Below are 21,281 nucleotides of genomic sequence, written 5' to 3' on the forward strand. Positions count from 1 at the left end.
CTGGCAGGAGGTCGAGCGGGAGAGCAGCACAGCGAGACAGCGGCAGAGCAAGGCCTGCAACGCAGACGACGGACAGCCAGGCTGTCCGTCGTCTGTGAGAAACCGCCGGTCAGATGACCGGTCGGGCGCCGGGCTAGGGCAGGGTCTGCTTGAAGGGCTTCACTTCGGCGCTTTCATAGACACCGGCGATGACGAAGGGATCGGCATCGGCCCACTTCTGGGCGTCTTCGAGGGAATCGAACTCGGCGATGATGACGCTGCCGCTGAAGCCGGCTTCGCCCGGTGCTTCGCTGTCGATGGCCGGGTTGGGGCCGGCGATGACCAGACGCCCGGCGGCGTGCAGCGCTTCCAGACGTGCCAGATGCGGCGGGCGCGCCGCCATGCGCGCTTCGAGGCTACCTTCGACGTCCTGACAGACAATGGAGTAGAGCATCACGAATCATCCTTTTGAGAATTGGTCGAGGAAGCGTTCTCTTCCTGAGGGGCCTGCACCATGTGGCGGGACAGGTAGACGCCCTGAACGATGACGAACAGCAGTGTCAGACCGAGCATGCCGAACAGCTTGAAATCGACCCAGATGTCTTCCGAATAGTGACTGAAGACGTAGATGTTGAGGCCGCCCATGGCGAGGAAGAATACCACCCAGGCCAGATTGAGGCGGTGCCAGATGGGGCGTGGCAGCTGAATCGCCTTTTCCATCATGCGCTCCACCAGCGGCTTGCCGCCGAACAGCGGCGACAGCAGGAAGGCGACGGCGAACAGCCAGTTGACCACGGTGGGCTTCCACTGGATGAAGGAGCTGTTGCCGAACAGCACGGTCGCGCCACCCAGCACGACGACCAGCGCCAGGGTGACCAGCTGCATCTTCTCGACGCGCTTGTGGCGCCAGTAGATGTACAGCACCTGCGCGAGGGTCGCGGGAATCAACACGGCGGTAGCCATGATCATGTCGCCAGTCATCTTGTAGACGGCGAAGAAGATCACGATCGGCAGAAAGTCGAGCAACATCTTCATGGGTAATGCGCACTCCTGAACACGACGACGCAGCCGTCGGGAAGGCAAGGGCCTGTGCGAGTGGTATCCTGTCTGACACCAGCGGCGCACCCCTGCCTGCATGTGCTCATTCTGCCGCCATTGCTGCCTGCTGACAAAGCCCCTGTGTGTCCGGGCGCGCATCGCAGCCAATACTGCCCGACGTCTGGCCCGCTGGATCGCCTGCATCCCAGGCATCGCGTGGCACAGACGTTCATCCCGAGAGGTTCCCCGTGTCCGACGTCCCGTCCGACTCTTCGCCGATTTCCGCAACCCGCAAGCCGATCGAGTTTCGCCCGCTGCCGGAGCGCTTCGATTCCGATATCGAGGTGCCGGACATCGACCTGCACATGCACTCCACCGCCTCCGATGGCGGCATGGCACCGACAGAGCTGGTGGCGCTGGCCGCGCGGCGCGGTCTGTCACGCATGTCTCTGACCGATCACGACAGCATGGAAGGCATCTTCGAGGCCCAGCAGGCCGCCCGCGCCGAGGGAATCTCGTTGCTGCCCGGCTGTGAGCTGTCGGTCCGCTGGCGCAACCAGACCATCCACATCGTGGCGTTGATGCCCGAGGGCGCCGGCGATGCGCTGAGTGCCGGTCTCAAGCAGCAGCACGAGGCGCGTGAACGCCGCAGCCACGAGATCGCCACGCGCATGGAAAAGCTCGGGCTCGAGAATGCCTTCGAGCGCGCCCGGGAGCAGGCCACGCTGAGTGGCTCAGGCGACCGCCCGCTGTCACGCCCGGATTTCGCCCGCGCGCTGGTCGAGGCCGGGATTGCACGCAACCTGCAGGACGCCTTCAAGCGGCATCTGGGCGCGGGCCAGAAAGGCGACGTCAAGGCGCACTGGCCGGAGATGGAAGAGGCGGTGGGCTGGGTGCGTGCCGATGGTGGCATCGCCGTGATGGCGCACCCGATGCGCTACAAGCTGACGCGCACCAAGCGTGGCGAGCTGCTGCGTGACTTCATTGCCGCCGGCGGCGAAGGCGCGGAGCTGGTCAGCGGCTTCCAGAATATCGATCGCGCGCGTGACCTGGCGCGTCAGCTGGATGAGCTGGGGCTCTACGCCTCCGTTGGCAGTGACTTCCACTTCCCTGGCGGCCCGCTGGCGCCCGGCAGCATGAGTCCGCCGCCCCGCACCAAGGTGCCGCCCGTGTGGTGTCATCCGCGCATTGCGCCCTTTTTTGCGGCCGACGCTGCCTCCATGTGATATCAAGAGATCACCGTGACGCCAGTCCGCCTGCCGGGCTGGTGCCCAGACGCAAGGAGCACCGCATGGGACAGTTCTTCCAGATTCATCCCGAAAATCCCCAGAAACGCCTCATCGATCAGGCCGTCACCATCATCCAGCAGGGTGGCGTGATTGCCTATCCGACCGACTCCGGCTACGCGCTGGGTTGTCATCTGGGCGAGAAGAAGGCCATCGAGCGCATCAAGCGCCTGCGTCAGCTGGACGACAAGCACAACTTTACCCTGGTGTGTTCTGACCTCTCGGAAATCGGCACCTACGCCAAGGTCGACAACGCCATCTTCCGCCTGCTCAAGAGTCACACGCCGGGCGCCTACACCTTCATCCTGCAGGCGACTTCCGAAGTGCCGCGTCTGCTGCTGCACCCCAAGCGTCGCTCCATCGGCGTGCGCGTGCCGGACCACGCCATCACCCACGCCCTGCTGGAAACCCATCGCGAACCGCTGATGAGCGTGACGCTGATTCCGCCGGGCGAGGAGTTGCCGATGACGGACGCCGAAGAGATTCGCGAGCGCTTCGGACACGCGCTGGATCTGGTCATCGATGGTGGCGCCTGCAGCTTCGAGACCACCAGTGTGGTAGACCTGCGCGAGCTGCCGCCGGTGATCGTGCGCGAAGGGCGTGGCGATATCTCGAGCTTCGTCGAGTGATCGCGACAGCGTAGCGCTTCACGGCGCTGACATCGCCTTGGCATACGAAGACGCCCCCGGACCTTGCGGTCGCGGGGGCGTTGTCATTTCTGAGGCGTTGTCGTGTGCTGAGCGACTCTCGGCTTCGTCAGCTGCGGTCGCGATCGGGAGAGTCGTCGCCTGGGGAGGCGGTCTCATCCCCCGATGGCGTCTCTGCGTCAGGCGCAGATTCGGGATCCGGCTCTGTCTCAGGTTCCGGCTCAGGCTCCGGTTCCGGTTCCGGCTCGCGCGGGTCGCGGGTGTCCTCGTCCAGCCAGGTACCGCAGAACTTGCAGTACTTGGCGTTGCGATCATGGCCTTCACGACCACAGCCCGGGCAGGCTTCGTCGCTGGTCTGCTGCATGCGCAGGCCGTTGAGGACCTCAGCCGAGAACACCCCGGTGGGCACGGCGAGAATCGAGTAGCCGAGAATCATCATCAGCGCCGAGATGAACTGCCCCAGCGGCGTGATGGGCGCGATGTCGCCATAGCCCACCGTCGTCAGCGTCACCACGCCCCAGTAGAGCGCCTTGGGGATGGAGGTGAAGCCGGCCTCGGGTGGCTCGATCAGATAGATCAGGGCGCCGAACACCGTGACGATGCTGAGCACGGTGATGAAGAACAGCAGGATCTTGCGCCGGCTGCGCGTCATGGCCTCGACCAGCATGCGGCCCTCGCCGACGAAGGCCATCAGGCGCAACACGCGGAACAGGCGCAGCACACGCAGTACGCGCACCACCAGTAGGGCCTGGGCGCCCGGTATCAGCAGCGACAGCCAGGTTGGGGCAATCGACAGCAGGTCGAGCACGCCGTAGAAGCCCTTGGCCCAGGTGCCGGGATGCTTCAGGCAGTAGAGGCGGACGGCGTATTCCAGCGTGAAGATGATCGTGAAGCCCCACTCCATGATGCGGAACAGCTCGCCGTATTGCGCATTCAGCGAGGGCACGCTGTCGAGCATCACCACGGCGACACTGGCGAAGATCATCAGGATCAGGCCGATATCGAAGGCCTTGGCCGCCTTGGTATCGGATTCGAAGATCCAGTGGAACAGCCGCGCGCGCAGGCGGCCCGTCGCGGGCTCGTAGTCGCTGGGGTGCGAGGGTGTCGCTGGGGGGCTTTGCGGTGTGCTGCCATATTCATTGGCAGGGCCCTGGCGTTCAGGCATGCAGGCTTCCTTGACGGGCGTGACGACGCCGGATGAATGTCAGGGCGTATCGGGGGGGCTCAGTGTGTGACCTTCAGTGACTGCCCGGCTGTTGTCCATCAGCCAGTGGTCTAGCGCCTGGCGGCTGGGCAGTCAGTGTCGTGCTGAGATTCAGCCGCGCAGCGTCGCGAGCAGTGACAGGCTGTGCTGGCCGAAGTCGCGAGTCGCCCAGTCCTGTGAGGCGTCGCCGTCGCTGCTTTCCAGCGCCTCGACCAGCGCCACCGCATGGATATGGCCGGGATGCTGGCAGGCGGCCAGTCGTGATGCGAGGGCCGACAGGGCAGCCAGCGCATGCGCGTGCCACTTGAGGTCATCTTTCGCCTGGCGGTCGGCGTGGGCATCGAGTGCATCGATGGCGGCGGACAGCAGCGCGCTCGGGTCAGCGGTATCCAGCGTCTTCTCATGCCATTCGCCATCCCGCAGCGCCGCGCCGCGCTTGGCCTTGCTGGCATCTGCCGGGCGCAGTGCCAGGCGGCTGGCCAGTGAATCCGCCAGCTGCCAGAGCACGCCTTCTCTCACCTCGGGGGCGAGTGCTTCGCCGCCGGTCAGCTCGAGCTCGATCTCCTGGATGGCCACTTCGCGACCACTGGCCTTCACCGCGCCCAGGTCCAGCGCCATCTCGACGCCGACGGTGACCTGCTCGTCGCTCACATTCTCGTCACTGCGTGTCGCCTTGACGTCGATCTGCCAGGCATGACGCTCGAAATCGGTGCTGAAGCTGGGTGCGAGTGCACTCAGCAGCTGTTCGCGGGCACCGTCTTCCAGCGCCTGCAGGGGCGGCAGGTCACGCAGGCCGTCGAGGTCGAGACCGGTCTGGCCCTCGGGCAGCTCCCACTCCCATTCGCCGCGTGAATGCAGTCCGCCATGGCTCTCGCCGCTGGTCTTGAGCGTCTGGCGCAGGGCGCCCGTGCTGTCGGCATCCTCACCGCTCTGGCGCAGACGCAGCGCCATGCGCGCGCGCTCCAGCGCATGCTCGGGGGTGTCGAAGTAGGTGTTGGCCAGCCAGCGCCGCCTGGGGGCGACCGTTGCCAGTTCTGCAATGCTCGTCAGTGTCTCCAGAATGGCATCGCGATCAATGACGGGTTGAGACAGTGCCAGTTTGAGTTCGATTTCCTGCGCCATGATGGGCACTCCCTGTACAGATGAAAGAAGACAGATGCTGACGGATGAGGGTGACAGCGGCGCCAGGACCGCAGAGCCTTCGGTATGCGTGGTGCATGGTGATGAAGGCCCGTGTGTCTCATGCTCGCGCCTGGCCCGCGGCAAGGCAAGCACGGGGAGGGCGGAAGGGCATGCGGGATATCGGTCTGTCGGCGGAATCACACTTATATGACAGCATGATGACATTGAAGTGACAGCAATTGCCTGTCGTCACGTCCTTGGTTATATTACGAACAGTGGATAAAGCCAGCGACCACGGGTCCTGCCGCTACATGACAATCTCTCTTCTGGAATCCTTCGTGTTCCCCCGAACTGCCGCTGTTGTTGCGTAAATGACAACAGCATGGCGGTATCATGACGTTACGATGAAAGTTATGTGATCGTCACAAAGGCTTTGCTACACTCCGCGCGTCAATCCTTAACGCCGACGGCCACTATGGTAACGACCAACCCTTTCTCTTCGATGTTCGGGCGCTCGCCTTTCAAGGCGCTGCACACCCACATCATCAAGACCGACGAGTGCGCCCAGCACTTGCTGACCTTCTTCGACGCCTGCGAGCAGGGTGATTGGGAGCAGGCAGCCAGCATTCGCAAGACCATCAGTGGTCTGGAGCGTGAAGCGGACGAGTTGAAGACGCAGCTGCGTCTCAACCTGCCCAACTCGCTGTTCCTGCCGGTCTCGCGCTCCGACCTTCTCGAGCTGATCCATGTCCAGGATTCCATCGCGAATGTCACCAAGGACATCGCCGGGATCATGCTGGGTCGTCATATGCAGATACCCACCGCACTGGTGCCCGCCATGCGTGAGTATCTCAAGACTGCGGTCGAATCGGTCTGCCAGGCGCGTCGTGCGTTGGGTGAACTGGAAGACCTCGTCGAGTCCGGTTTCGGGCGCAACATGAGCGAGCTGGTCGACAAGCTGATCAACGAGCTGCATGAGCTCGAGAAGCAGTCCGACGAACAGCAGATCGCCATCCGCCAGACCCTGTTCTCGCTGGAAGCCAGTCTCCCGCCCGTCGATGTGATCTTCCTCTACAAGATCATCGATTGGGTCGGCGATGTGGCTGACCAAGCGGAAAAGGTCGGTACCCGACTGCAGATCCTGATGGCGCGCTGAGCGCCATCAGGACGTCCTGCCATCTGTCCAAGAGTCTTCTATGTCCATCATTGCTCAATACGGCGATGTGCTCGTCATTCTTGCCTGTCTGTTCGGTTTCTTCATGGCATGGGGTGTGGGTGCGAATGACGTCGCCAATGCCATGGGAACCTCGGTAGGTTCCAAGGCGATCACCATCAAGCAGGCGATCATCATCGCCGTGATCTTCGAATTCCTCGGTGCCTGGCTTGCCGGTGGTGAGGTGACTGACACCATCCGCAAGGGCATCATCGACCCGTCACTGCTGATCGAGAATCCGCAATATCTGGTCTACGGCATGCTGGCCTCGCTGCTGGCCGCCGGTATCTGGCTGCTGATCGCTTCCATGAAGGGCTGGCCGGTCTCGACCACCCACTCCATCGTCGGCGCCATCGTCGGCTTCTCCGCTGCGGGTCTGGGCGTGGATGCCGTCGAATGGTCCAAGGTCGGTCAGATCGCGGCCTCCTGGCTGGTCTCGCCGCTGCTGGCGGGCTCCATCGCCTTCGTGCTGTTCAAGTCCGTGCAGACGCTGATCTTCGACAACGAAGACCCGTTCGCGGCCGCCAAGCGCTACGTGCCGATGTACATGTTCCTGGTCGGCTTCATCATCTCGATGGTGACCATGGTCAAGGGCCTCAAGCATGTCGGCCTGCACCTGAGCTTCGAATCCAGCCTGCTGCTGGCCGTCGTCATCGGCGCCATCGTGATGGGTATCGGCGTGCTGATGGAGCGCAAGGTCGCGCGTTCACGCCTCAAGGAGAAGAATCGCGCCACCGGTGACGACTTCGACTTCAGCGGCGTCGAGAAGGTCTTCGGCCTGCTGATGATGTTCACCGCCTGTGCGATGGCCTTCGCCCACGGCTCCAACGACGTGGCCAATGCGGTCGGTCCGTTGGCGGCCATCATCAGCGTCGTCGACTCTGCCGGTCAGATCGGCGCCAAGGCGAGCATGCCGTGGTGGGTCCTCGTACTGGGTGGCGGCGGTATCGTCTTCGGCCTGGTCACCTATGGTCGTCGCGTCATCGCCACCGTCGGCACCGGCATCACCGAGCTGACGCCGTCACGCGGCTTCGCGGCCACGCTGGCCGCCGCCTCGACTGTCGTGCTGGCCTCCGGCACCGGCCTGCCGATCTCCACCACCCACACCCTCGTCGGTGCGGTGCTGGGGGTAGGTCTGGCACGCGGCATGGCAGCGCTCAACCTGCGTGTCATCGGCACCATCGTGATGTCTTGGCTGATCACTCTGCCGGCCGGCGCGATCCTGTCGATCCTGTTCTTCTTCATGTTCAAGGGCATGTTCGGCTAAGCCGCCGCATGATCCAGAGCTGAATGGGTAAAACGAGAAAGGCGACCTTCGGGTCGCCTTTCTTGTATCTAACACATGGATGTCAGGGGGCACCGCTCGCCGTGCAGGCTGCGGCGCTGATATGATGATTCATGGGCATGCCTGACATGCCATTTTCCCTCTCTCCTGCCCGGAGCTGGCTCTTGAACACGCGTTTCCCCTTCGCGGACTGGTTTCGCAACTCCTCTCCCTATATCAATGCCCATCGTGGCCGCACCTTCGTCATTCTGATCGAGGGCGATGCCCTGTCCTCGTCACGACGAACGCAGTTGATACAGGATCTGGCGTTGCTGCATACCCTCGGCGTGAAGCTGGTGGTGGTGTTCGGGGTGCGCCCGCAGGTGGCCGAGGCGTTGCAGGCTGCCGGTATCGAGGCGGATCGCCATCAGGGCCGCTGGGTGGTGACGCGCGAGATTCTCGGCCATCTGGAGCAGCAGGTCGCCACGCTGCGTCTGCGCCTTGAGGCGAGTCTGTCCCAGGGGCTACCCAATACGCCGCTGCATGGTGTGGAGCTCTCCGCCGTCTCCGGCAATCTGGTGATGGCCAAGCCGCTGGGTGTGCGTCATGGCGTCGACTTCCTGCATGGTGGCGAGGTGCGCCGCGTGCGCAGCGAGGCGATCCAGGGGCTGCTCTCGCAGCAGGCCATCGTCGTGCTGCCGCCGCTGGGCTATTCCAGCACCGGTGAGGTGTTCGATCTGGACGCTGCTGAGGTCGCCGAACACGCCGCCGTGGCGCTGGCCGCTGACAAGCTGATCCTGCTTGGTGAAGGGGAGGGCCTGTTCGGCGAAGACGGCGAGCTGCTGCGTCAGCTCAATCCGGAGGAAGCCGCGCTGATGGCGCCGCCCCGCGATGACGACAGTGAGCTGTCGCGCCACCTGGCCGCTGCCTGTGGTGCCGCACGGCGCGGCGTCGGGCGCACTCACCTGTTGAGCTGGCGCGACCGTGACGCCCTGCTGGGCGAGCTGTTCACCCGTGACGGCATCGGCACCATGATCACGCGTCAGGGCTATGAGCAGCTGCGCAAGGCGCGCCTCGAGGATGTCGGTGGCCTGCTGGCGCTGCTGGGGCCGCTGGAGCAGCGTGGCATCCTGGTGGCCCGCTCGCGGGAGCGTCTCGAACACGAGATCGACGACTATGTGGTGCTGGAGCGCGATGGCATGGTCATCGGGTGTGCGGCACTGCACCTCAGCCGTGACGCCGCCATGGGCGAGCTGGCCTGCGTGGCTGTGCATGATGACTATCGCCGCGGACAGCGCGGCGAGCAGCTGCTGGCCGAGATCGAGCTGCGCGCGCGTCGCGCCGGCGTCGAGCGTCTGTATGCGCTGACGACCCATACCGTCCACTGGTTCATCGAGCACGGTTTCGTGTCGGCCGGCCTGCAAGACCTGCCGCCCATGCGTCGCGAGGCCTACAACTCGGCGCGTAACTCCAAGGTATTGCTCAAGTCGCTCTAGTCACACCTCACTTGCCTGCCAGTGTGAATCGCCCAGAGAACACCCGCTGATGACCCCCTCGATGAGGGCTGATCAGCGGGTGTTCTTGCGTAGGTGTCGCAGTTTTCCCCCACCTCTTGCGGGATTGTCTTGCAAAGGAGACGTTTCAAGATATTGATTCAGAAGGGAAAAATAGCATGCCCCGTATATGTGTTGGCAAATCGCGACGAATCGGCCAGTAAAACACGACTCTGTGTGCCGCCCCGGGCAACATTGGCATGCCTTTCGCCGTTATCTACTTTTCAAGTCATTGTTTTGTAATGAGTTTTCGCGTTTATGGCACGCCTTTGGCAATAGGTACCGTGAGCAAGAGATATGCGGTGCATCACCGGCCCTTTCTCTGGCCTTCCAGCGATGACGGTACTCACTACCCTGTGCGCTCCGTGATCGCTGACAGGCCAAGCGTCTGCTCCACGCGATGTGTGACTTCAGGTTGCGATGAGACAGGTACGGCCCCTGGTGGGCATGGACAGTATCTTGAGGGCAAGGACGCCCGGGCAAGGATGCCCGAAACCGATGCGGTAGCCGGAGAGATTGGCTGCCGTCATCCCCGAATTGACGATCGAGGCGGGCAAGTCGGCAAGCCATCCGACTCGATCATCCACATTGCGATGTGTTGCCCCCTGCTTCACATCCGATAGGGAGCGCGGACGCTGTCCGGCGTGAACGTCAACTGACCTGGAACGACCACCAGGTGACGTTCTTTTCTCCCGGGACTGACAGGCAGACCACCTGTCAGACCCGCCAATCACGTGGTGCCTCTGGTCTCCAGGTACCAGAGGCACCACGTGATGACTGACCCTTCAGTTCCCTGCGTACTTGGGGCCGGCTATGCCGGCCCTCTTTTTTTGTGCGTCTAGCGCTGAATGGCCAACAATTTCATGCGAAACGTTGCCAATGGGGCGGTTTGTCTCGTGGCGGCGTAATGATTTGAATAAGAGTCATATTTATTAACGAACTGGCAACCGCGATGGACGCTGGTGAACTCTGGTATTCTAGGAAGACGTGATTCGATGATGACCACCCCTTTCTTGCATAGAGTTCTTTCCATGGCCTCCACAGTGTCACGACGCTGGCGTCCCCGCTCGCTGCCGCAGCTGGTTCTGATGGCATTTCTGGTGGTGATGCTGCCGATTGCCGTGCTCATGTTTCAAGCAGGGCAGGCGCTGTCGGAGTTGTCGGAACTGGCGGATGTCAGTGCCCGCCAGGCCGTCGACCAGACCCGCCGCGCCCGCACGCTGACCAATCTCGCCGTCGAGATGGAGCGTAGCGCCCGCCAGTACGCCGTGCTGGAAAATCCCGATCTGATGAAGATCTACGCCGACAAGGCCAACAGCTTCCGCACCTTGCTGGATGAGCAGGCGCGCCTGTTGGGCGAGGGGGACCCCCGCGTCAGCGAGTTGAAGGCGACGCTGTCACAGCTCGAGCGCATGCCCGAGATGAGCGTCGATCAGGTCAGTCGCCATCTGGAAGACTTCGGGCCCTTCTCGATCCAGGCCAGCGGCCTGCTCAACTCCACGCGTGAACTCGTCGATGCGCGTATCGAAGGCATCCGCGCCCGCGCCTCCCAGGTCAAGAATCAGCTGTGGTGGCAGACCGCCGCGCTGGTCTCCATCAGTCTGCTGTTGATGCTGTTCTTCACCTGGCTGATCATCCGTCCCATCCGGCAGCTGGAGCGCCGCATCAATGGCCTCGGTAGCGGCACCGACAGCGAGCGACCCATCGTCATCAAGGGGCCGGCGGAGCTGGTGCAGCTGGGCGAGCGTCTCAACTGGCTGTCGACGCGTCTGGATGAGCTCGAGGAGCAGAAGCAGCAGTTCCTGCGTCACATGTCGCATGAGCTCAAGACCCCGCTGGCCAGCATCCGTGAAGGCACCGGCCTGCTGATCGACGAGGTCGCCGGGCCGCTGAGCCCGCACCAGACCGAGATTCTTGGCCTGCTGGATGACTCCAGCAAGGAATTGCAGAAGCTGATCGAGCAACTCCTCGACTACAATCTGCTGCAGCACAATCAGGGCCTCGAACAGAGCCGCTTCGATGTACATGAAGTGTTCAAGGAAGTGCTGGCAAAACATCGCCTGGCACTGGAAAAGAAGGGCATGCGCGTGCATCTTCCGCCTGCCAGCCTCAGTTGGGAGGCGGACAGGCCGCGTACCGGGCGTATTCTCGACAACCTGATCTCCAATGCCATCGCCTACGGCGAAGACAGTGGCGACCTGTGGTTGAGAGCCCGCAAGGAGCGTCGCAAGCTGATCATCGAAGTCGCCAACAGCGGTGAACCTATCGCCGCCCAGGACCGTGACCACCTGTTCAAGCCCTTCTATCAGGGCGCGGTGAAGCGCAAGGGCCCGCTCAAGGGCTCCGGCATCGGTCTCTCGGTCGCCGCTGACAGCGCCCGCGCCCAATTTGGTCAATTGGCGCTGGTGGATGACCCCAAGGCGGATGTCTGCTTCCGGCTGACATTGCCGACACCGAGTCGCTCGCTGACGTCAGGGGAAGGCAGTGAGCATGAACCGCAGGCAGACAGGGATGCCGCCGGAGCGGATCAGCAGTCCACACCACATGAAATGGCGTCATTGAACGCCATCAAGCACGCAAGGAACTGAAGTGATGAAGGGTCAACGACTTCTGATGCGCCTGGCTGCAGGCGTGTTGCTCAGTACGCTTAGCGCCTGTGGCGCCCTGACCAATATCACCATGCCGGGCAGCGAGCCGGAAGTGGTCAGCCCGAGTGTGCGGGAGAGCTGCTACGGCGCCGGCGACCTGCCGGACTTCACCGGCGAGGACTGCCTGCTGGATGAATGGGTCGCCTTCGCGCTGCAGGCCCAGCGTGGCAACAGCGGCTGGCGTGAAAGCACCCTGTTGCAGCTGGAAGGCAACCGCCACGACCGTCGCCTCGCGCGTGCCATCGTGCTCAGCTGGGGCGATGAATCGGACTGGGAGCTGGCCTCCGACCTCTACAAGGCGGACCTGCCCACCGCCCCGAGCCGCCTGCAGCCGCTGCTTCGTCAGTGGCTCAATGGCCTCGAGGAGCGTCGCGGTCTGATCGCCGAGCGTGACAAGAATGACGGTGCCCGTCGCAAGCTCAGCGCCGAGAACGCCCAGCTGACCAAGAAGCTGGAAGCCTTGACGGCCATCGAAGAATCAATCAATTCGCGCCGCCAGAGCACGCCCTGAACCCTCAGCGGCAGACTCTGGCCACGACCCTGTCACTCAATCCCCGCGATTGCATGACGCAAGACTGTGCGGCCCCGACGTCGATGTCCCAGGCCCTCGGGTGTCGCAAGGAGAGTTAGTGTGAAATACGCACAAGCGCATATTCTGCTCGTCGATGATGATGCGAGCCTGCTCAAGCTGCTCGGCATGCGTCTCGAAAGCCGTGGCTTCAAGGTCACGACGGCCAGCAGTGGCCGCGAGGCGCTCAGCCGTCTCGAAGCCGCACGTCCAGACCTGGTCCTGTCCGACCTGCGCATGGATGAAATGGATGGCATGGCTCTCTTCGGTGAGCTGCAGAAGCGTCAGCCGGGCATGCCCGTCATCCTGCTGACCGCACACGGCTCCATCCCTGATGCCGTCAGTGCCACCCGCCAGGGCGTGTTCAGCTTCCTGACCAAGCCGGTCGACAAGGACGAGCTGTTCGCCGCCATCGATGAGGCGCTGGCCCAGGCGCCGCCCGTAAAGGAGGGTGACGATGCCTGGCGCGCTGGCATCATCACTCGCTCCCCGCAGATGGAGCAGATTCTCGAGCAGGCGCGCATGGTAGCGGCATCCGATGTCAGCGTGCTGGTCACCGGTCCGTCCGGTTCGGGCAAGGAGCTGATGGCCAAGGCCATCCACAACGCCAGCCCGCGCGCCTCGCGTCCCTTCGTCGCCATCAACTGTGGCGCGCTGCCGGAGCAGCTGCTGGAAAGCGAGCTGTTCGGTCACGCCAAGGGCTCGTTCACTGGCGCGGTCAGTGCCCACCAGGGCCTGTTCCAGGCGGCGGACGGCGGCACCCTGTTCCTCGACGAGATCGGCGACATGCCGCTGGCGCTGCAGGTCAAGCTGCTGCGTGCCCTGCAGGAACGTCAGATCCGGCCGCTGGGTTCCACCACTTCGGTGCCCATCGACGTGCGCATCATCTCCGCCACGCACCGCAATCTCGACAAGGCGATGCATGACGGCGACTTCCGCGAAGACCTCTACTACCGCCTCAACGTGGTCAATCTGAAGCTGCCCGCCCTGCGCGAGCGTGCCGAGGATGTGCCGCTGCTGGCCAAGTATCTGATCAGCCAGGCCGCCGCGCGCCACAAGCCGTTCGTGAAGGGCTTCTCGCCGGAAGCGCTCAACCTGCTGGCCTCCAGTGCCTGGCCGGGCAACGTGCGTCAGCTGGTCAACGTGGTCGAGCAGTGTGTCGCCCTGACCAGCTCCTCGATGATTCCGGAAGCGCTGGTCTCCCAGGCGCTGGCCGCGGAAGAGAACGCCTTGCCGTCCTTCTCCGAGGCGCGTGCCGGTTTCGAGCGCAGCTACCTGATCAAGGTGCTGAAGATCACCGAAGGCAACGTGACCCAGGCGGCGCGTATCGCCGGACGTAACCGCACCGACTTCTACAAGCTGCTGGGACGTCATGATCTGGAGCCGGGCGTGTTCAAGCCGGGCGCCGAGCAGGGTCCGCCTGATTTTTGATCTAACGCGTCCGAAGCCACGCGAAAGGCATGAGGTCAAAAGCGGCCCGGCGCCGGGCAGAAGCCCAGGGTCAAGACCTGCATAGCAGTTCACGAGTGTCAGTGTGAGTTGTGCGCAAGGCGAGTGGTCAAAAGTGGCCCGGTGTGTCGGACGTAAAGCGCTCATGAAAAAGCCCCGTTACCTGTTCAGGTAGCGGGGCTTTTTGCGTCTTGTTCTCGTCTTGTTCTCGTCATATCGAGGCAAGGCAGGGGATCAGGGGCGCGGCTTGTAGCGGCGTTTGACCTCGACGGCGAGGCGGCCTTCGCCGAGGCGGATCGAGAGCATCTCGCCGGGCTGGGTCTGGTGGGCGGCGCGAATCACCTTGCTGTCGCCGGGTGTCGGCGTCTGGCTGCCGACGCGTTCGACGATGGCGTAGCCACGGTTGAGCACATTGAGCGGACTGACGGCATTCAGCGCGCGCATCGCGCCTTCCAGGCGCTCACGATCAGCGGCCAGACGACGTGGCAGGGCGTTGTTGAGGCGCGGGGTCAGCATCGCCAGTTGCTGACGATGGCGCTGGATGTCGCGCGCGGGGCTGGCCTGCTGCAGGCGGCGGGTCAGCTGGTCGGCCTTCTGCTGCTCACTGGTCATGCGCATGCGCACTGCGATGTGCAGGCGGCGCTCCAGCTCGCGGGCACGCTGGCGCTGGGTTTCCAGCTCACGGGCCGGATGTCGCAGGCGCGAGCGGGCATGATCCAGACGCTGCGCCGCCTGGTCGAGGCGGGCCCGCTGCGCGCGCCACAGGCGCTGCTTGAGGGCGGTCAGTTGCTGCACCTGGGCGCGTTGGTCCGGGTACAGCGCTTCGGCTGCGGCGGAGGGCGTCGGCGCGCGCAGGTCGGCGGCCAGCTCCGCCAGGGTGGTATCGGTCTCGTGGCCGATGGCGGCCACCACCGGCAGGCGCGAGTGGAAGATGGCACGCGCCAGATGCTGGTCATTGAAGGCCCACAGGTCTTCCAGGCTGCCACCGCCACGCGTGATCAGCAGCGCATCACAGTCGCTGTCGCGATTGGCCATCGCCACCGCGCGAATCAGCTGCGGCACCGCCTGCGGCCCCTGCACGGCGACTGGCAATACGCTCAGATGCGCCTGCGGCCAGCGCTTGCGCGTCACCGCGATCACATCCTGCAGCGCGGCACCTGTAGCAGAGGTGATCACGCCCAGATGGTGCGGCGGATGGGGCAGGGCGCGCTGATTGGCGAACACGCCCTCGGCCGCCAGTTGCTCTCTCAGGCGTGCCAGTCGCGCCAGCCACTCCCCCAGCCCCGCCTGCTGCAACGCCTCGACGATCAGCTGATAGTCGCCACGCGCCTCGAACAGCGACACCTTGGCGCGTACCCGCACTCGGTCGCCGTCCTTGGGCTTCTCGCGCAGAAACTGGGCACGGCTCTTGAACAGCGCACAGCGCACCTGGGCGTTGTCATCCTTGAGCGTGAAGTAGCAGTGGCCGGAGCGCGGCTGCGAAAAGCCCGAGATCTCCCCCTCGATCCAGAGCTCCCCCAGGCCTCGCTCCAGCAGGCCCTTGGCCTCACGGTTGAGCTGGGTCACGCTGATGGCGTTGGCGGCAGACGAGGTTTCGAACACGCGACCTTCCTTGTGCTGGAGCTGACGGGGAGCTCGTGTAAGGGCGAGCTCTGAAGCTTATGAAGAGAACAAGACAATGATGCCACAGGCGAGAAGCGAGAGACGATCCAAAGCGATCCTCGGGATGCGCTGGCCGGCACCCAGCGAGGCTCGGCTCTGGCAAGGTGACTCACCGCCCGCCAGCCCGCAGGCCGCGCCATCCGTGGCTTTAGTTGACCAGATGGTTAGTGTCGCCGGGACGTGAAGTTGCGAGTTTGATAGCCTGCGACGTTTGTCTCGGGCGGGGCGAATGGGTTATCATGGGTGATTACCTCGCAGCAACCGCTAGAACCGTAGTCATGGCGCCTGTCCATCGGGCCCTGCACTGCGGCTTTCGCGCATCCCTCATAAACTGCTACTGGGCGTTCGACATGCTACGTATAGCGCAAGAAGCTCTGACGTTTGATGACGTTCTTCTCGTCCCCGGCTACTCCGAGGTCCTCCCCAAGGACGTCAGCCTGAGATCACGTCTCACACGCGACATCAGCGTCAATATCCCGCTTATCTCCTCTGCGATGGATACCGTCACCGAAGCTCGCCTGGCCATCGCCATGGCGCAGGAAGGTGGTGTCGGCATCATCCACAAGAGCATGAGCATCGCCCAGCAGGCCGCGGAAGTCCGCAAGGTCAAGAAGCACGAAAGCGTCATCGTGCGTGACCCGGTCACTGTCAGCCCGAAGGCCAAGATCCAGGATCTGCTGGCAATGTCCGAGGAGCATGGCTACTCCGGCTTCCCGGTGGTCGAGGGCGAATACCTGGTCGGCATCGTGACCGGTCGCGACATGCGCTTCCAGCCTGACTTCAGCGATACCGTCGCCGGCATCATGACCGGCCGCGAGAAGCTGGTCACCGTGCTGGAAGGTACGCCGCTGGACCAGATCAAGGCCAAGCTGCAGGAAAGTCGCATCGAGAAGATGCCGATCGTCGATGACGAATTCCGCCTGCGCGGCCTCGTCACCGTTCGCGACATCGAGAAGGTCAAGACCTACCCGAACGCGGCGAAAGACAGCAACGGCAGCCTGCTGGTCGGCGCCGCCGTCGGCACCGGCCCGGAAACTCCGGACCGCGTCGCTGCGCTGGCCGAAGCCGGCGTTGACGTCATTGTCGTCGACACCGCTCACGGTCACTCCAAGGGCGTGATCGACCGCGTCGCCTGGGTCAAGGAGCACCACCCGAAGATTCAGGTCATCGGTGGCAACATCGCGACCGCTGAAGCCGCCATCGCCCTGGCAGAAGCCGGCGCAGACGGCGTCAAGGTCGGCATCGGCCCGGGTTCCATCTGCACCACGCGTATCGTCGCCGGTGTCGGTGTGCCGCAGATGAGCGCCGTCGCCAACGTCGCGGCCGCCATGGCCAAGTACGACGTGCCGGTCATCGCCGATGGCGGTATCCGCTTCTCCGGTGACATCGCCAAGGCCATCGCCGCAGGCGCCAGCATCGTCATGATCGGCGGCCTGCTCGCCGGGACGGAAGAAGCCCCGGGCGAAGTCGAGCTGTTCCAGGGTCGTACCTACAAGGCGTATCGCGGCATGGGTTCCATGGGCGCCATGTCCCAGACCCAGGGCTCCAGCGACCGTTACTTCCAGGACAAGAATGCCGGCGTCGAGAAGCTGGTACCGGAAGGCATCGAAGGCCGCGTGCCCTACAAGGGCATGATGAGCGCCATCGTGCACCAGCTGATGGGCGGCCTGCGTGCCTCCATGGGCTACACCGGTAGCCAGACCATCGAAGAGATGCGCACTGTGCCGCAATTCGTGCAGATCACCGGTGCCGGCTTCGCCGAATCCCACGTCCACGACGTGCAGATCACCAAGGAAGCGCCCAACTATCGGCGCGACTGATACATAGCGAAGCGCGAAGCAAAGCGGGAGCCCAACACGGGTTCCCGCTTTGCTTGGGTCGAACGAACTTTCGGTATCGGCTACCCTCGACGCCAGATTGTTTCGGCCCTGCGCTCCCTCGCAGCTCCGAAGCGGGTCTCACGACTCCCCAATGAGAGACTGAAGATGCAAGACATCCATTCCCACAAGATCCTGATCCTCGATTTCGGTTCCCAGTACACACAGCTGATCGCGCGTCGCGTGCGTGAGCTGGGCGTGTTCTCCGAGGTGCGTGCCTTCGACATCACCGAAGAAGAGATCCGCGAGTACAACCCCAACGGCATCATCCTGGCCGGTGGCCCGGAATCCGTCACCGAGCTGGACTCGCCGCGTGCGCCTGAGTGCGTGTTCGAGATGGGTCTGCCGGTGTTCGGCATCTGTTACGGCATGCAGACCATGGCCGAGCAGCTCGGCGGCAAGGTCGAAGGCTCCAACGTGCGCGAATTCGGCTATGCCCAGATTCGTGTCGACGGTGAGTCCGCGCTGTTCAAGGACATCAAGGACCACCTGGACGACGAAGGCCGCCCGCTGCTCGACGTCTGGATGAGCCACGGTGACAAGGTCGCGCAAGTCCCGGAGACCTTCACCGTCACCGCCTCCACCCCGAGCTGCCCGATCGCCGCCATGGCGTGGGAAGAGAAGCAGTTCTACGGCGTGCAGTTCCATCCGGAAGTCACCCACACCCTGCAGGGCCAGCGCATCCTCGAGCACTTCGTGATCGAGATCTGCCAGTCCGAGCGTCTGTGGACTCCGGCCAAGATCATCGAAGACCTCACCGATCGCGTTCGCGCTCAGGTCGGTGACCGCAAGGTGCTGCTCGGCCTGTCCGGCGGTGTCGACTCCTCCGTGGTCGCGGCGCTGCTGCACAAGGCCATCGGCGACCAGCTGACCTGCGTCTTCGTCGACAACGGCCTGCTGCGCAAGAAGGAAGGCGACCAGGTCATGGAAACCTTCTCTCGCCACATGGGCGTGAAGGTCATCCGTGTTGACGCTGAAGACCTCTTCCTCGGCAAGCTGGCTGGCGTCAGCGACCCGGAAGCCAAGCGCAAGGCCATCGGCAACACCTTCATCGAAGTGTTCGATGCCGAAGCCGCCAAGCTCAAGGATGTCGACTTCCTCGCCCAGGGCACCATCTACCCGGACGTGATCGAATCCGCTGCCAGCAAGACCGGCAAGTCCCACGTCATCAAGTCCCACCACAATGTCGGCGGCCTGCCGGACGACATGAAGATGGAACTGGTCGAGCCGCTGCGCGAACTGTTCAAGGACGAAGTCCGCAAGGTCGGCCTCGAACTCGGCCTGCCCTACGACATGGTCTACCGTCACCCCTTCCCGGGGCCGGGTCTGGGCGTGCGTATCCTCGGTGAAGTGAAGAAGGAATACGCAGACATCCTGCGTGAGGCCGACGCCATCTTCATCGAAGAACTGCACAACTTCGACTGGTACCACAAGACCAGCCAGGCGTTCGCCGTCTTCCTGCCGGTCAAGTCCGTCGGCGTCGTCGGCGATGGCCGTCGTTACGAGTGGGTCATCGCCATTCGTGCCGTCGAGACCGTCGACTTCATGACTGCCCGCTGGGCGCACCTGCCGTATGAGCTGCTGGAGAAGGTCTCCAACCGCATCATCAACGAGCTGGAGCACGTCTCGCGCGTCACCTATGACGTCAGCAGCAAGCCGCCGGCCACCATCGAGTGGGAATGATCGCCTGACGATCACCCCTCGCTGAGCTGACGCAGCGTTCTGTCGAGACGGTCTCTTGAACTGATCGAGACGAGAACGCAGCAAGCAAAAAGCCCTTCTGGCCAATGGCCGGAAGGGCTTTTTTGGGTTATTGCTCCATGATCCTCCTAAGATTTAGGTAATTATTGGCTTCTAGGGTTTTTTTTTAATATAATTATGCTGTTCTTAGTATTTGGGTAGTGTACATTCTGGCTAGTTATAGGTTGATGTTATGAGAAGTATTTGCTCATAGTCGCAATGATAACTGCTGTGAATGTAATGAATTATAAAAGTATATTTATTGATAGTCTCAATAAAATTCTTAGCTGAGAGTTGTATCTTTACGTAGGTTTCAATGTAGATATTATTTTAGTATAGGTATTGGATGCCAAATATTAACTCCATTAAAAGGTGTTAAATTTGTCATTTTTTGGTCATAAGAGTGATAAAGTTCTTGCCTGAAATAGAATATTAAGAGTAGACTTGGAAGTAGGAGATACATAAGTTTTGGTGCGATTTAGATTATGCAGAAAAATATTTGGTTTTCTTGATGTAGTCTATATATGTCTGTAGAGTCATTTTGCATATAATTTATTAGCTGTGTGGTTCTTCAGTTATATTTATGGGGTCGAGCTTCTTGATGAGAAATATTATTGCTATTAGTCATGCTCTAGGTCGTCTCGCTAATGCTATGCGACTCTATAACGAAGCTTTTATTTGCTACAAGAGTTTAGCTGGTATTGATTATGAAGAAGCTATTCATAATCTCGATCGTGCGTTTGAACAAAAGCTCGAATGTTTTCACTCTCTATACGATGTGTCAAAAGGGGAGTTTGACTTCAATGCACACCCTGAGACAAATCTTTTGATTAACGTTCGTAATGCCATCCATCATCGTAATCATGATTTGTTTCATAGTATTCTTCAAACTACTTGGTTAGATAGAGATCCTGAGTATTTGCTTGGAGCAGAGTTTTTAATAGCAAGGCATCGAACAATTGGCGGATTTCCGCCTCCGCCGATGCACTTGATAAAGCTAGATGATATATATTTACGGCTTGATCCAAGAGTTGAGTCTTGTCGCTTAACGACTAAGGCTGGGGTTAATTTGTTACCTAAATTTCTTTTTTTAGAAGAGGGCTTGTCTTTTAATAAGATTTGGACTAAGGCTGAACAGGAGCGCTATCCGAGAGAAAGTGTCTACTTAGATATGCTGCCTATTTTTATTTCTGCAATATCAAAAGTTTTCATCGCCTTGGATAAGGCCAAAATACCCTTCTGCGGTTTCGACGCAAATACGTACAAGTCTGTATTTATTGACGAGTTAAGGACGGATTTGGATCATTTCGATTATTATGGATTTATTATTAATGAAGCACAGATAGCGGCAGGCCCAAAATTAACAATCCAAGAGGTTGCTATAAAGAGGGGATGTACTTACTAGCATATAAAAGGTCTAAGTATTTGTTTATGGCTAAAGAGATAATGTTCATGGTGCAGACGGCGTAATGCCTGCTACGATATCCTAAATAATATTATAATTAGGCTGAAATTGAAAGTACAAAGATTTTTGAAAATAGCTTTATCTAGTGCAAGCTCTTTGTTGAGTAATTAAGTTGTTCTTTTCAATATGTGGATGTAATTTATACTGTGGGCAAAACAATAGGGTCTTTTATACATAACTATTTTCTCCTAGGATATCGGTATGACACAAGTAGCTCGAATGCGTGATGGTAGCTTGGTATATGCAAATACTATACCAATCAATGAGTGGGAAATATTGAAAAAGTCGGCGGATTCAGATGGATTCATAATGCCTTGTTGCGATGCGTCGGCAATACTTAAAACAAGTATTAACGGTGCTCAATTCTTTGCTCATACCGCTGGTGAGTGCAGTAGTGCGCCCGAAACGAAATGGCACAAAACTGGGAAAGCTACAGTGATGGCTGCCCTAGCTAGTTTAGGGGTTGAAAGCTGTGACGAAGTTAAAGGACGGCGGATGCAGGCTCTGAGTGCAACACCCTATTGAATTGAGGGTGGTGCTTCATTGTGCTTTGCCATCAGTTCATT

Annotated in this window: 17 protein-coding genes; 12 read left to right on the forward strand and 5 right to left on the reverse strand. The window is 61.0% G+C overall.

Annotated elements, in window-relative coordinates:
* Positions 1-133: 133 nt before the first annotated feature.
* Together R2R70_RS16310 and R2R70_RS16315 are read right to left on the reverse strand one after the other, a co-directional pair.
* Positions 134-433 (reverse strand): YciI family protein, encoded by a 300-nt coding sequence (locus tag R2R70_RS16310; RefSeq protein WP_043333710.1) that lies wholly within the window; start codon positions 431-433, stop codon positions 134-136.
* Entirely contained in the window at positions 433-1,014 is a 582-nt protein-coding gene (locus R2R70_RS16315) for a septation protein A (protein WP_043333711.1), read from the reverse strand. Before R2R70_RS16315 ends, R2R70_RS16310 begins: the two co-directional genes overlap by 1 nt.
* A gap of 368 nt (positions 1,015-1,382) precedes the next feature.
* On the opposite strand from R2R70_RS16315, the gene R2R70_RS16320 reads away from it, so the two are divergent.
* Both R2R70_RS16320 and R2R70_RS16325 read left to right on the forward strand, forming a co-directional pair.
* Positions 1,383-2,243: a PHP domain-containing protein gene (locus R2R70_RS16320; RefSeq protein WP_131432877.1), complete on the forward strand. Its 861-nt coding sequence runs from the start codon at positions 1,383-1,385 to the stop codon at positions 2,241-2,243.
* A gap of 65 nt (positions 2,244-2,308) precedes the next feature.
* On the forward strand, positions 2,309-2,932 hold the full coding sequence (locus R2R70_RS16325) for an L-threonylcarbamoyladenylate synthase (RefSeq protein WP_043333712.1): 624 nt from the start codon (positions 2,309-2,311) through the stop codon (positions 2,930-2,932).
* A 127-nt stretch (positions 2,933-3,059) separates the two neighbouring features.
* Here R2R70_RS16325 and R2R70_RS16330 read toward each other — a convergent pair whose 3' ends face one another.
* Positions 3,060-4,115, reverse strand: coding sequence for an ion transporter (locus R2R70_RS16330; protein WP_410978508.1), 1,056 nt, complete (start codon positions 4,113-4,115; stop codon positions 3,060-3,062).
* Positions 4,116-4,265: 150 nt separating this feature from the next.
* Complete coding sequence (locus tag R2R70_RS16335; RefSeq protein ID WP_410978509.1) at positions 4,266-5,276, reverse strand: CYTH domain-containing protein; 1,011 nt, start codon at positions 5,274-5,276, stop codon at positions 4,266-4,268.
* 475 nt (positions 5,277-5,751) lie between these two features.
* Here R2R70_RS16335 and R2R70_RS16340 point away from each other — a divergent pair, with 475 nt between their 5' ends.
* From R2R70_RS16340 to glrR, 6 genes are all read left to right on the forward strand, one after another.
* A complete protein-coding gene (locus R2R70_RS16340; RefSeq protein ID WP_043333713.1) occupies positions 5,752-6,432 on the forward strand; it encodes a TIGR00153 family protein in 681 nt (226 codons plus the stop codon).
* A 40-nt stretch (positions 6,433-6,472) separates the two neighbouring features.
* Positions 6,473-7,756: an inorganic phosphate transporter gene (locus R2R70_RS16345; protein ID WP_410978510.1), complete on the forward strand. Its 1,284-nt coding sequence runs from the start codon at positions 6,473-6,475 to the stop codon at positions 7,754-7,756.
* A gap of 182 nt (positions 7,757-7,938) precedes the next feature.
* Positions 7,939-9,249, forward strand: a complete 1,311-nt coding sequence (gene argA, locus R2R70_RS16350) for an amino-acid N-acetyltransferase (protein WP_043333715.1) — start codon at positions 7,939-7,941, stop codon at positions 9,247-9,249.
* Between the two features lie 1,088 nt (positions 9,250-10,337).
* The gene (locus tag R2R70_RS16355) at positions 10,338-11,894 is read left to right on the forward strand and encodes a sensor histidine kinase (RefSeq protein ID WP_054555310.1); all 1,557 of its coding nucleotides are present in this window, start codon (positions 10,338-10,340) and stop codon (positions 11,892-11,894) included.
* Positions 11,895-11,898: 4 nt separating this feature from the next.
* On the forward strand, positions 11,899-12,465 hold the full coding sequence (locus R2R70_RS16360; protein ID WP_052384557.1) for a hypothetical protein: 567 nt from the start codon (positions 11,899-11,901) through the stop codon (positions 12,463-12,465).
* A gap of 120 nt (positions 12,466-12,585) precedes the next feature.
* Positions 12,586-13,953: a two-component system response regulator GlrR gene (gene glrR, locus R2R70_RS16365; protein WP_054555312.1), complete on the forward strand. Its 1,368-nt coding sequence runs from the start codon at positions 12,586-12,588 to the stop codon at positions 13,951-13,953.
* A gap of 252 nt (positions 13,954-14,205) precedes the next feature.
* Here glrR and xseA read toward each other — a convergent pair whose 3' ends face one another.
* Positions 14,206-15,573 carry an exodeoxyribonuclease VII large subunit gene (gene xseA / locus R2R70_RS16370; protein ID WP_410978511.1) on the reverse strand — a complete coding sequence of 456 codons (1,368 nt, stop codon included), beginning with the start codon at positions 15,571-15,573 and terminating at the stop codon, positions 14,206-14,208.
* 410 nt (positions 15,574-15,983) lie between these two features.
* On the opposite strand from xseA, the gene guaB reads away from it, so the two are divergent.
* From guaB to R2R70_RS16390, 4 genes are all read left to right on the forward strand, one after another.
* Positions 15,984-17,453: an IMP dehydrogenase gene (guaB, locus tag R2R70_RS16375; RefSeq protein WP_131431234.1), complete on the forward strand. Its 1,470-nt coding sequence runs from the start codon at positions 15,984-15,986 to the stop codon at positions 17,451-17,453.
* Positions 17,454-17,618: 165 nt separating this feature from the next.
* Positions 17,619-19,193: a glutamine-hydrolyzing GMP synthase gene (gene guaA, locus R2R70_RS16380; protein ID WP_131431235.1), complete on the forward strand. Its 1,575-nt coding sequence runs from the start codon at positions 17,619-17,621 to the stop codon at positions 19,191-19,193.
* Between the two features lie 658 nt (positions 19,194-19,851).
* Entirely contained in the window at positions 19,852-20,655 is an 804-nt protein-coding gene (locus R2R70_RS16385) for a hypothetical protein (protein ID WP_410978512.1), read from the forward strand.
* Positions 20,656-20,916: 261 nt separating this feature from the next.
* Positions 20,917-21,240: a hypothetical protein gene (locus tag R2R70_RS16390; protein WP_410978513.1), complete on the forward strand. Its 324-nt coding sequence runs from the start codon at positions 20,917-20,919 to the stop codon at positions 21,238-21,240.
* The last annotated feature ends 41 nt before the right edge of the window (positions 21,241-21,281 follow it).

The sequence above is a fragment of the Cobetia sp. SIMBA_158 genome (assembly GCF_046566945.1).
GTDB lineage: Bacteria > Pseudomonadota > Gammaproteobacteria > Pseudomonadales > Halomonadaceae > Cobetia > Cobetia amphilecti.